This window comes from Flavobacterium sp. B114r, assembly GCF_056824125.1.
Window position 1 is genome coordinate 1,443,704 of sequence record NZ_CP124858.1, and the last position, 12,581, is coordinate 1,456,284.

A 12,581-nucleotide genomic window follows, 5' to 3' on the forward strand; every position below is an offset into this window, starting at 1 on the left:
CTAAAGAGGTTTTAAAAAAGGCTTTTTACAAAAACATTAATTAGAGAACTTTTTAGTATTGACTTTCTTTTCTTTTACTTTTATAATAAATTCAGGTACGACTACTATTTCTCCTGCTTTTAGAGCTATGTCATAGCTTGTTGTTTCGCAAAATGTATTGGCAGGAAGCGATTTTTCATCAATCGTGATGACGTAATTACCAATTGGAAGAAATGATATGTACTTGCCATCGTCATCAGTATATATTTTTTTGACCAGTTGATTGTCTTTCATGATGTTAAAAGAGATGCCGGAAGCACGATGATCAAAAGTAACAGCTGTTGTAGTATTGTACGCAAAGGAAACTTTTCCTTGCATTTTTCCGCTTTGGTGAAGTGGGATCGAAATGCTGTACGAATGTCGGTCAACCTCAAAAGTAGCATCATCATAATACCAGCCATCCTGTGTAAATTGCTTTAAAGAATAAGTGCCGTATGGTACCCTTTTATAAATTGCCATTCCGTCTTTATTTGTCTGCAAGGCAATTTTATTGATGTTAATCATATAATTTGCGGCGTATTTTTCGCCCGGATCATACTGATTATTATTGTTAATATCGTAATATAACAGTGCTTTGATAGTACTTTTTTGATCTGGATTTAATATGGTTTTCTGTAAATTTACCGTGACACCAATTTCAAAAGTGAAGGTATTATTGGTAAGAGATCCAGAAGAATAATTATACCAGGATGAATTAAAAAAAGTACTGAATGCTTTTCCGTTATATTTAGCATTGATAAATGCAGAGGGCGATTTTCCATATACAATATCCTTTATATACGAAACTCCGGTATTCAGGTTTACTTTGTCGTTTACAAAGTTATTGGTGTAAAATAAAGATACTGCAAGCTTCTCATAATTTACACTATTGCCGGCAACGTTAGAAAAAGCATATTCAGATAAATAATAACTGCCCGATTGAAAATTTGAATTAATATTAAAATTTCTATAACTGTAATTCGCATTTATTTTCATCTGAAACTGATTATCAGTTTGCATAGGATACCTTACAATACCGGTTTCAAGTCCTAAAACAGCTGATTGTCGTGATGAATTATTAACCCATGATAATTGCTCAACGATACGATTCGCATACATTTTTTGTGCCGTAGTAATATCTAAATCCCCTAAAAGGCGATTGTAGCTATTAGAGCTTTCGTCCTGATATTGATACAATACACTAAGAGTGAAATCTCTGAATTTAGGAAATCGGTTTCCTATTTCTATTCTGTTATTTGTTGATTTCTGTTGTGTTTCAAACGAATAGAATTTAGGCGAAAAATCAGAAAGAATTACATTTGCATGAAGGTTGTAATTTTTTATATTGGTACTAATATTCTGTTGCAGCTGCATACTTCCTCGTCGGTTTCCGGGATAATAATCAGAGCTTAAATAATAATTTCCGTTGATATTGAAGTTTTTAATTTTTCCGGAATAATTGGTTTCTCCTGCAAAAGAAGGTTTGATGAAATCCTGTATTTCATAAATACTCATTGCGCCGTTTACTTTTGCGTTCAGTCTCCAGACCGGATTAAAATCATAATTAACTTCTGTTCCCAGAATACTATGTTTTGCTTTTTCAAATGGATCATAGCGATACAAGTAGCTAGCCGAAGCATTATGCGAGCTGTTATTAGAGTTAAGCATTCCTTTGGCAAAGAAACCGTAACCATTTTTGAGCCAACTGTCCGGTTCTATCAAATTATAATTTTGATCGACAAAACCTACTTCAACTTTTTGATTTTTTTCGAACGTGTGACTGTATTCTGCACCTCGTCCTACCAGGGTCATTTCAAGTAGTTTATTAATATTTCCAATTGTATATTCATTTTTTTCCTGACGATATACTAAATTGGTATTGGTTATTAAAGGAATTTCCTGGCCATTTGTTAAAGCAATATTCCCTTGCATAAAAAGATACCCTGTAGGAATATTTACTCCACCGGATCCTCTTAGCTGATAAAAATCGATTCCGCCACCAAATCTTCTGTAGCTAGACGTAATTTGGTTTTGTGCTTCGTCCAGAAAATTAATAAATGAGTCACCTTGATATTGTTGCACGCTGGCAATATTTTGAACTTCTACCATAGTATTACCAAACATTTCTTTACTTGGATTCCTGAATCCGGATATGCGGATCGAATAGTTGGATTGTTTGGCTAACTCTTTTGAAGGAAGATAAGTGAAAGTGAAAATGGAATCTTTTTTTACAGCAATTTCAGCATTTTGTTCCAGAAATAAATTGCCATTTGTCGGGTCCGGAAACTTACAGACTAAAGTAATGTTTTGCTTAACATTCCCTTTATTGCTGACCTTTACTTTTACCTTTATAGGTTCATTGTTGGATGATCTGTAAATAGAAGTTTCTAAAGGAGTAATAATAAGTGTATTGTTGATCTCGATTACATTATTGGTACTTTGTTCTGCAAGTAATTTTCCCGAAGAATCCATCAATTTACAGATAATTAAGGAAGATCCGGCAAAAGCGTCTTCGTCAATTATAAATTTAACAGGAATGTGGCGGGTTTCATCAGGAAGCATTGCAATTTCCAGACCTTGAGATCCCAGGTTTCTATATCCTTTAGGTAAAGTAAAATAGATTTTTCCATTTATTTTATCTGGTGTTGTATTTTTAATAACTACTACTACACTCACTAAAGAACCTTTTTGAAAAGAAGCATCTTTTTCTATCTCCATAGTAACCGCATTCTGAATCTGTTGAGCATTCAAATGGTTTACCAGAATAAAAAACAAGAAAAAGAGTGATAAAAGTTTAAAGTTACAAGAACGCATCTTTTAATAATTATTGAGGGGTAATCTCATATTGTAAAGTAGTTGTATAATTATCTGATTTTGCATCAATCAAACGAACGTCCTGTGGTAGTGTGAAGTATTTGATATCGAAGCGGTAAGGTGTGTTATTAGTACTATTGCCTTGTACCAGAGTTTGATTGGCAGCACTAAGTACAATTGGAAAAATACGTTGATTGGCGTTAGAAGTTGTTGTTCCTAACGTTAAATTAATAACATTAACAGGAATCGAATTTCCGGCAGCAGATTGTAAATTGCTTTGAAGGGATCTTACCTTAATCTGAAAGTTACTGTTAGTGGTTACTGATAGTCCATCTGTATAAGTCACACTAGTTCCATTAGTATAATCCTGCATGGTTTTAAATTCTAAAAGCCCATTTGCAGCATTCATATTTATTTTTAAAGAAAGGATGTCTGCAGGAGGCGGTGCATCAGTAATATTTCCAATTTGAAATTGAAAATCATGATTCATCTTTCCAATTACGGCATTATTCTGATCGTATGCAGTAAACTCGACAGAAGCAATAAATTTTGTCCAGGCAGGGAAACTTCCTAAATAGGAACCACCAAGAAGGGTAAGTGCATATTTTAGCTGAAGGTTGTAATAACCATTTGGCGCTTGTGGATTGTTATAAATAGGGGCATTAGAATTGGGGATTAGAAAAGATTCACTATTATCTTGTAAAAAAACATTTAATGGAGCGCCAATTTGTGAAAAAGTCGGAACTGGATTTGGATACGCCTGACCAGTTGTAGAAATGGGTTGAAAAGAAATTTTATTAGAAGGGATGGTAAATTTACCATCTTCAGATATAATATTTCGTTTCAATCGTGCAGAAAGTTTCCAATGAGGAATATTCAGATTACCATTTCCGGCAAATGTAACCGTATAGGCATCAGGATTGGTATTCCCATTATAAGAGTTAATTTGTAAATAGGAATTTATCCAAGATGTAACAGAAATCTGAGCAGTGCCAAAAAAAGGAGTACAAAAGAGAATAATAAGAATATATCTATTCATAATTAAAATTTAATTCAGCCATTTCCAATTGAGACGAATCACCATAATCAATAATTACAGATGCGTTGTAAGATCCCTTTTCTAAAGCTTCAGTAACAGGAATACTTAATTTACGTAAATTTCCCGGCAGTGTATAAAAAACGATATCATTTACTACCACTTTTTTACCCGTTTTAATGTTAATAATTTCGGTTGAAATTTTACCATCTACCCAAATTTGAGATTGATTTTTAAATTTTAAGTTTAGGTTATTCGTGGATTGATCAAATTTTAAATCTTCAATTTCAATTTTTTTGGTAAGACTATTCGAAAGGGTGTGAAAAATTTTGATTCCGGAACGAATGCTCACCTTAATATTTGCTCCTTTGCTATCATAATCATCCACAGGATTCATTTGACTTACATATAAAACAGCTGTATGAGTGGGCAGACTATCATTAGCAATCTTTACAGGTGTAATAGTTACCTCCAGTTCTTTCCTTTCTCCGGGAGCTAGCGAAAAATAATTATCACTATTTTTGACAGAAATCCAGCTTGCACAAGAGTTTTTTAAAGTATTCGAAGGGTACATCATATTTTCACCTTTTTCGTCATACTCCCAATCGCCAAGACTCACAGCAAGATCCAAAGTATTCTTTGCGCTAACATTTGTTACCGTTACTTTTTGAGTACTACTGGTTCCTGGTTTCGACTCAAAATAAATTCTTGGAGGTGATACAGAAATACCAGTTTGTGCGTGTACTTGAAAAACTAAAAAACAGAAAATTAAAGCAAGTTTATTCATTTTAAGTAGGTTAAAAAAATCTGTTGGGAGATTAATTGAAGTAAAGCAAAGTTAACTAAATAAAAAATGCCACAATTTCTTGTGACATTTTTTTTATTTATTTCACCTTATGTTATTATTGACTTACAATAGTATAGGTAAGTTCAGTAGTATAAACTGTAGGATTTTGTCCTGGAACATAGTTGTCAATATAAGTATTAGCACCTGCACCTTTATACTCAATACTAATCTTTTTGTCTACTCCACCTTTTGTAGAAGTTACCAAAGTAGCATCAGTGTTTGATAATTGAACGTTTTGAGTATATTGAGCACCGTTTATAGCATCAGAACCGGCAGTTGCTTTAATTTGAATAGTATTAGCATCTATTATCTTACCTCCGTTTAGCATTGTAGCACTTGCGCTTTTTACTCTTACCTGAAAACCTCCGGTACTGTAAATACTTAATTGATCTGTATTTATTGAAGACACACCATTTTTGTAATCATCTGTAGTTGCATAAGTAAGATTTACAACTTTTAGTGAAGGACTAACCACTAAGGTCTGGATAGGTTTTAAGTTTACATTTAATGTAACATTTTGAGCATTTACTGTAACAAGGCCTAACATAAGAATAGAGGCTAAAATTATTTTTTTCATTGGGAATTTTACTAAAATTAAATTTGTTATTTTGTTTATTTTCAGTGCAAATGTAGAATGTAATTTCACATTTAATATACAAATTATCAAGTTTCAGACAAGATGTAATTATAATCGACAAACTACATTTTAAGCACTTACTAATTAATAATTAGTACTTAATAACTTACTTTAAAAAGTGATTTTTAACAAAAATTTTGGGGTAAATGGGGCTCTTTAATTTTTTTTTAGCCACAAAATCAGGCCGTTTCGTCTAGTTGAGCGGTTGAAAGAAGTTTTTTTTAGAAAAAAGCCGTTGAGTGTTTTTTGACGGGAGGCTGTAAATTTTTCTCAAAGGGATTATACAGCCAATTTATGCAAGTCAATTTTAGTGAAGAAATAAAGCTATTCTCTATGCAAAAGTTTTTCTTATTTATACGACAGGAATATAAATATCGAATTTGGCACCGTGATCAAGTTTACCGGTCGCCGTAATAATTCCGTTATGGTTTTCTACAATCTTTTTTACAATCGCAAGACCAATTCCCGTTCCTTTATAATCTGCTTTATTATTAAGTTGCTGAAACATTTCGAAAACCCGACTTTCAAATTGTGAGTCAAATCCAATACCATTATCGCTAATCGTAATATGGCAGTAATTCGTTGACTGAAGTTTTTTTGTTTTAGGTTTTGTGTAAAAACTTTTTATTATAATATGTGGGATTTCTGCTTTTTTTGAAAATTTAAGTGAGTTACTCAATAAATTATAAACCAACTGCTGAAACTGGGACGGAATTATAAAGGCATTACAATCTCCGAATATTTCGATAATTGCTTTCTTTGCTATTATTTCTTCTTTTAAATCTTCTTGTACTTTATTTATAATAGTATTAAGATTTAAGTTTTCAAATTTCTTTTCAGTTACACTAGTTCTCGAATAAGTCAATAAATCGTTTATGAGCGCCTGCATATGAAAAGCGGCAACTTCTATTCGCTCAAAATAATATTTTCCCTTATCAGTTAAATTGTGATGTTCATCTGTAGAGATCCGGTCTGAAAAAACCTGTATTTTCCTTAAAGGCTCCTGCAAGTGATGACTTGAAATATAAGTGAAAGCTTCAAGTTCGTTATTGGCGAGAATTAGTTCGGCGGCGCGTTTTTCCTTTTCATTGTTCTGAAAAGTAAGTTCAGCATTTGCGATTAGAAGCTCGGCAGCACGCTTCTCTTTTTCTTTATTCTGATACGCTAGTTCTGTATTTGCAATAACAAGTTCAGCAGCGCGTTTTTCTTTTTCTTTATTTTGAAAAGTCAGTTCCTTATTTGCAATAACAAGTTCAGCAGCGCGATCTTCTTTTTCCTGATTTTGATACGCCAGTTCTGCATTTGCAATAACCAATTCAGCGGCACGTTTTTCTTTTTCCTTGTTCTGATATAGAAGTTCAGAGTTGGCAATGCTCAATTCATCTGCCCGTTTTTGTTTCTCTTTATTTTGATATGCTAATTCCGTGTTTGCAATAACAAGTTCAGCAGCACGTTTTTCTTTTTCTTTATTTTGAAAAGTCAATTCCTTATTCGCAATAACAAGTTCAGCAGCACGATCTTCTTTTTCCTGGTTTTGATAAGCCAGTTCAGCATTTGCAATGACAAGTTCAGCAGCACGTTTTTCTTTTTCCTTGTTCTGAAAAAGTAGTTCAGAATTAGCAATGCTTAATTCATCTGCGCGTTTTTGTTTCTCTTTATTTTGATACGCTAATTCAGTATTTGCAATAACAAGTTCAGCAGCGCGATCTTCCTTTTCCTGATTTTGATACGCTAATTCAGCATTGGCGATAACCAATTCAGCGGCACGTTTTTCTTTTTCTTTGTTTTGGAAAGCCAATTCAGTATTGGCAATGATTAATTCTGCAGCACGTTTTTTTCGCTCTTCGATTTGTTGAGCAAGCCTTTTGTTAACAAGCAGCAATTCATCATTATGATTTGCTTTGTTTCGTTCTGGAAAAATCACAGAATCAGGCAGAATTATCTTTTTTTTACTCATGTTTTCGCACGCATTTATCCAAATATAAACTAACTGAATTTAATGTCTTTGGTTTAAATATAATAAGTGAAATTATAATATAAAAACAACGTGAATACTCAAAACCACATCATTTTAAATTTAGGATTTTTCTTATGATTTATAAAATAGAAAACCCTTGTAGAAATATATTCACAAGGGCTTTGTTGTATTGAAAAAATCAGTTTTTATTTGTTTGGCAGCGTAAAAGGTATTTTGTAACTAGCAGAATACTGAAGATTTTCTTCCCTTTCTTTAAATTTAAAGAATGCTTTTCGATACCACTCAGGATCGGAGGTAAAATCTTCTGCTGTAACAACATCGTAAAATTCTTCGTTTTGCCAAGGTTCAATTCCTAAAATTTGAATGCCAATTTTTTCGGCCCTGTCAAGAACTATTTCAAAATCGTTTTCAGAGAAATAATATATAGATTCAGTATCAAATCCAGTATTAAGATTCTTAAGTCCAATGAAAACATTTTTTATTAAATAATCTTGTTCGTTCATTTTAGGTTTTTTAATTAAAGGCTTACAGCTTAATCTCAAACAAACTAAAAGAACCTTCTTTATAATGTTCCGGTAATTCGCTAGTCCATTCTATAGTGCTGATACCTTTATAGTCAAAACCGCAACTTGTATAATATTGGTTTATTCTCTCGTTGCCACTATGTGTGTCAAGACGAATGTATTCCTTATTATTTTCTTTAGCATATGTTTTAACCCATTCGATGATTTTTTTGACATACGATTGTCCTCTGAATTTTGGGTTTGTAGCAATTCTATGAAGATATACGGCCGAATCTTTACTGGCTTCTTTCCAGATAATCAAATCATTAAAAGTAAGTACAAATGTACAGGCAACTTCTTCGCCTTCTTTGATGATAAAATGACGATCCTCGGCGATTTCTTTTTCTATAAGTGCTCTCTCAAAACCTCTCCAGCTTTTATTATTGACCGTTTTTTGATAAGATGTAGCTTGATTGTAAATATCGAAAACGGCGTCGATATCTTCATTTGTAGTTTTAAAAAATTCCATTATTAAAGGGTATACTGTAGATTAATGAATCCTGCAAAGGTAAAATTTCATTGTCTTAAAGTCTGTAAAAATCTTCGTTTTAACTTTTTTTAGTAGAATCCAGCCAAACGACATTTTGTTCAGATTTATGATCTTGCCCAATAATATCGCGGTATAATTCTGGTCTTCTCGCTTTTATATAACGATTCCCTCCAGCTTGAATACATTTTTCGGGCGTAATTACTGCAGTTGCAAAAGAGTCATCAAAAGAACTGCATTCAGTCAAAATATCTCCAAAGGGATCTACAATCATAGAACAGCCATTTTTTAGCTGGTCATCATCCATGCCAATTGGGTTAGAAAATACCGCATAAATTGCATTGTCATATGCTCTTGCCGGAAGCCACTTCATAAGCCAGTCTCTGCCTTTCATTCCGTCGAATTCTAATCGTAAAGAAGTGGGATCAGCTTCGCGGTTTACCCAAAGTTCAGGTGCAACAAAACCAGCGCCAGGTCGGGTAGAAGGTGTACACATCGTAACATGAGGCATAAAAATAATATCAGCACCAAGAAGTTTCGTCGCACGAACGTTTTCGATAATGTTATTGTCATAACAAATGAGGATTCCGCACTTCCAACCCTTAATTTCAAAGATGCAATAATGATCTCCAGGCGTCAGATACGGATTAATAAACGGATGTAGTTTTCTGTATTTAGCTACTAAACCATTTTTATCCACACAAACGTAAGCTTTGAAAAGATTGCTGTTTTCATCCTTTTCAAATAATCCTGCCAGAATTACGATGTCATTGTTTTTAGCAATCTCCGTAAGTTTAAGAATGCTTTCTCCACTTGGAATAATTTCGGCTATTTCCAGCATTTGTTCTTTCGATAAATGTCTGGCAAAAGTATATCCGGTGATAGAACATTCATGAAACGAAATTACATCGCAACCTTCGTTGGCAGCTTTTTGCGAAAGTTTCTCAATTACAGATAAGTTGTATTTTTTGTCACCGCTTTTATTTTCAAACTGTGCTGTGGCTATTTTTAGATTTTTCATATCGTATGCTATTTATTAAAGTCAAAAGTAGCATTGATAATATTTTCTAAATTGTATAAAACCGACATTTTAAACAATAACTGGAGGAAAAGTTTTTATAAGATTGTTGGTTAATTTTCCAGTACTATATAAATACTCTCTTGGCGATATTCCCGTATGTTTCCTGAATTCTTTAATCAGATGCGACTGATCTGAAAATCCGGCATCGTAACAAATTGTAGTAAGAGTAGTATCTTCAGATTTGTCTTTTAAGAGTTTTAGAAAATGATGTAGTCGTATAACGTTGCCAAATTTTTTCGGGTTCAGTCCAATGCATTCCTTAAATTTCCTTTCAAGATGTCTTTCAGTATAACCTGTATAATCGACTAATTGTTTTAGGGAAAAATATCCTTTATGAGCAATTATAAAATCTAATGAACTTTTTATAATCTGTTGTTCAGATTGTGGTTTTTTAGCAATAAGATTCCTGAAAAAATGATTTAAAAATTCAATCCTTGCCTGATTATTAATTTCTTCCGATAATTTTTCCTGAAGATCTAAACCTTTTTGGCCAAATACATTATCAGTGTCAATAATAGAATCCTGAAATTCATTGGCAGGAATGCCTAATAATTGATGTATTCCGTTGGGTTGAAAAACAACAATTATCAACTTGATTGCATTGTCAGAATAAATGTCTTTAAAGCCATTGAGTTGTCCGTATAAAAAAGAATCAGGCAAATAATCTTTTACATTATAATCACTAAACCCCGAAATAATCTTACTTTTTAAAGAAAATACGATACCAGTATTACCATCAGAAAATAAGCGAAGCTTTTGGGTATCAGTTGCTGCATTATCTAAAAAAAGATAATGTTTGATATAAGGTGCTAATTCTTTTGGTGGTGAAACTTGCATGATTAATTATTATTCACAATCGAAAATACCGTTGATTGTTGTTGCTCCTTTGTTTTCTAAGTCGCACAATATCGCTTGTTTCCTGTGTTGCACATCATCTCCTGTTCCTATAAACTCGTTTAGAAGCTTTACATCATATCCGTTTTCCAGAGCATCAATTGCAGTTTGCCTGATACAATATTCTGCTAAAAAGCCACATAATATAAGAGTGCGAATATGATTGTCTTTTAGATAAGTTTTAAATTCCTCTGATGAAAAACTGCTGTGTTGTGTTTTTGAAATTAACCGGGCAGCATCATCAAAAGCAATGTCAATATCATGACCTTTTGTACTTTTCAGGCACATCGAAATGCCGTCTCCGAAGTGATCTTTTTGATAATTGGAATAAATAATTACAAATCTATTCTTGTCTAGTCTTTTCGTTAATATGTTTATTCTTGCCTTAACTTCTTGTATTTGAGTAATGCTATGATTTTTTGCATAAGCGCCTTCAAGATCAGTAAAATCTTTTTGTGGATCAATGATTACTATTAGTTCCTGAGCCGTTAATTGCATAACATTTTTTTAATTCTGTTTTTAGAGTTTGAACCACGTATGAATCAACTTTCTACAAAATTAAGCAATATTTTTTCGATATTCATTTTTCAATTAATCTTGTAAAATCATTTTTACTTTAGGAATAATGCGATCTGTAAACATTTTATAAGCTGTTTCTGAAGGATGTAGGCCGTCTGAGGCAACTAAAGTACGATTGCTAAGACCTTGGCGCGTAATATCTGTTATCGAAATAAAGCTTACCCCATTGCTTATGCACGTGTTCTCAGCAAAAGTATTGTATTGGTCTAGTTCAGTAGAAATTTTCATTCGGTTTCCCGCACTGTAAGTAGAGGCAAATGGAGTATAGGCATAGTCAGGAATTGACAACACAATTACATTTTTTTTATCGCCTTTCGCCAGTGCTATGGCCTTGTTTAATAAAACAGGAAACTCTTTTTGATAAAGAGAAAAATCGATGCCTTGATATTGATTATTTACACCTATTAATAATGTTACCAAATCATAATTAGGATCTGGATTTTCGTTATTTATGGCTGAAATTAAGTTCGATGTGGTCCAGCCTGTTCGTGCAATTACTTTTAATGAAAAATCAGTTTGAGAATAAATCTTTTTCAGACTCGCTTTTAGCTGTTCCGGAAAACGACAGGTTTCGCAAACACTTTGACCAATAGTATAACTGTCGCCTAAAGCCAGATACTTTATAGAACCAGAAATTGGAGTAGTGGGAACTTGTGTTACGGGAGGTAGAGAAGGTTGTGGTGGGGTAACGGCAATTTTTGGAGCTGTATCTTCAGAGTTACAGCTTAAGAGAAATATAGAGAGAATAACAATAACTATTTGTTTGAAATGCGTTTTCATAATTTAGATAAATTAAGTTTCGGTTCATTTTAAACAAATAGTTACGTTAAATAACTTGTCTTGGTTTTTATGCCATTTCTGTTTTCATCACAATTTCTTCTTCGATAGCATTCCAGAGTCCAATACGTTTTTCTAATGCCAGGATCGAAATTTCTTCCACTTCTTTCCATTTTTGAGCATCATCTTCACACAGATCAGTAATCATTTGCATTGCCATTGGCCCGTGTTCATCTGCATCCAATTCTATGTGTCTTTCGAAATAGTAAAGCAATTTGCTCAAATCGACTTCGGGTAAGTTTTTTTGGAAGTTTTTCAGAATCGCAGTAAACATACTTGGTATTAAATCTTCTCTTCCAAAAGTAAATGCAGCGGCAATTTCATGAGGTTTTCCTTCTTCGATAACTCTAAAAGTAAAGTCCAGAAATGCTTTTGTATTAGGATGTAATGAGCTCTGTTTTATGGCAACAAATATGTTATGAAGTGAATTTACTTCAGATAAAAATGCGTTAATTCCATTGATATCCGCACCACAATCCTCCATTGCTTCAATGTACATTTCGTAGTGACTTAGTCTTCTTCCGTCAATACTTAAATCTGTTTCTTCGGCAAGAACAATTTCATTGATTAAGTATCTTGTTTCTGGGTTTTTTGTTGCAAACCAAGGTGTTGTTGTACAAGTAAGTTTAGATTGCAAAGCTTTTAAAAGCGACATAAAATCCCAAACAGCAAAGACGTGACTTTCTAAGAAACTATGTAAATCATCAATATTCTGGATTTTATTGTATAAAGAATGTTGTAAAAGTTGATCTTTTTGAGGTTGAATGCTATTGTGTATAGTTTCAATATTCATTTTAGTAAATTTTGTGC

General features: G+C 33.0%; 12 protein-coding genes. All 12 read right to left on the reverse strand.

Going from position 1 to position 12,581, the window contains the following annotated elements:
- Positions 1 to 36 precede the first annotated feature (36 nt).
- The 12 genes from QLQ94_RS06430 to QLQ94_RS06485 all read right to left on the reverse strand — a co-directional run bounded on the left by QLQ94_RS06430 (position 37) and on the right by QLQ94_RS06485 (position 12,564).
- Entirely contained in the window at positions 37 to 2,736 is a 2,700-nt protein-coding gene (locus QLQ94_RS06430; protein ID WP_482499366.1) for a COG1470 family protein, read from the reverse strand.
- A gap of 106 nt (positions 2,737 to 2,842) precedes the next feature.
- Positions 2,843 to 3,871 (reverse strand): hypothetical protein, encoded by a 1,029-nt coding sequence (locus QLQ94_RS06435; protein WP_271338362.1) that lies wholly within the window; start codon positions 3,869 to 3,871, stop codon positions 2,843 to 2,845.
- Entirely contained in the window at positions 3,864 to 4,655 is a 792-nt protein-coding gene (locus QLQ94_RS06440) for a fimbrial biogenesis chaperone (protein WP_271338363.1), read from the reverse strand. The genes QLQ94_RS06435 and QLQ94_RS06440 overlap by 8 nt, the downstream gene beginning before the upstream one ends.
- 115 nt (positions 4,656 to 4,770) lie before the next feature.
- Entirely contained in the window at positions 4,771 to 5,292 is a 522-nt protein-coding gene (locus tag QLQ94_RS06445) for a hypothetical protein (protein WP_271338364.1), read from the reverse strand.
- Positions 5,293 to 5,704: 412 nt separating this feature from the next.
- Positions 5,705 to 7,309, reverse strand: coding sequence for a sensor histidine kinase (locus tag QLQ94_RS06450; RefSeq protein ID WP_482499368.1), 1,605 nt, complete (start codon positions 7,307 to 7,309; stop codon positions 5,705 to 5,707).
- Positions 7,310 to 7,515: 206 nt separating this feature from the next.
- Positions 7,516 to 7,833, reverse strand: coding sequence for a hypothetical protein (locus QLQ94_RS06455; RefSeq protein ID WP_482499369.1), 318 nt, complete (start codon positions 7,831 to 7,833; stop codon positions 7,516 to 7,518).
- Positions 7,834 to 7,855: 22 nt separating this feature from the next.
- Complete coding sequence (locus QLQ94_RS06460; protein ID WP_427403032.1) at positions 7,856 to 8,362, reverse strand: GNAT family N-acetyltransferase; 507 nt, start codon at positions 8,360 to 8,362, stop codon at positions 7,856 to 7,858.
- Positions 8,363 to 8,441: 79 nt separating this feature from the next.
- Positions 8,442 to 9,401: a nitrilase family protein gene (locus QLQ94_RS06465; RefSeq protein ID WP_482499371.1), complete on the reverse strand. Its 960-nt coding sequence runs from the start codon at positions 9,399 to 9,401 to the stop codon at positions 8,442 to 8,444.
- A gap of 69 nt (positions 9,402 to 9,470) precedes the next feature.
- Positions 9,471 to 10,298 (reverse strand): AraC family transcriptional regulator, encoded by an 828-nt coding sequence (locus QLQ94_RS06470; RefSeq protein ID WP_482499373.1) that lies wholly within the window; start codon positions 10,296 to 10,298, stop codon positions 9,471 to 9,473.
- A 9-nt stretch (positions 10,299 to 10,307) separates the two neighbouring features.
- Positions 10,308 to 10,853: a cysteine hydrolase family protein gene (locus QLQ94_RS06475; protein WP_482499375.1), complete on the reverse strand. Its 546-nt coding sequence runs from the start codon at positions 10,851 to 10,853 to the stop codon at positions 10,308 to 10,310.
- Positions 10,854 to 10,946: 93 nt separating this feature from the next.
- Complete coding sequence (locus QLQ94_RS06480; protein ID WP_482499377.1) at positions 10,947 to 11,714, reverse strand: SGNH/GDSL hydrolase family protein; 768 nt, start codon at positions 11,712 to 11,714, stop codon at positions 10,947 to 10,949.
- Between the two features lie 67 nt (positions 11,715 to 11,781).
- Positions 11,782 to 12,564 (reverse strand): DUF3050 domain-containing protein, encoded by a 783-nt coding sequence (locus QLQ94_RS06485; RefSeq protein WP_427403027.1) that lies wholly within the window; start codon positions 12,562 to 12,564, stop codon positions 11,782 to 11,784.
- Positions 12,565 to 12,581 lie beyond the last annotated feature (17 nt).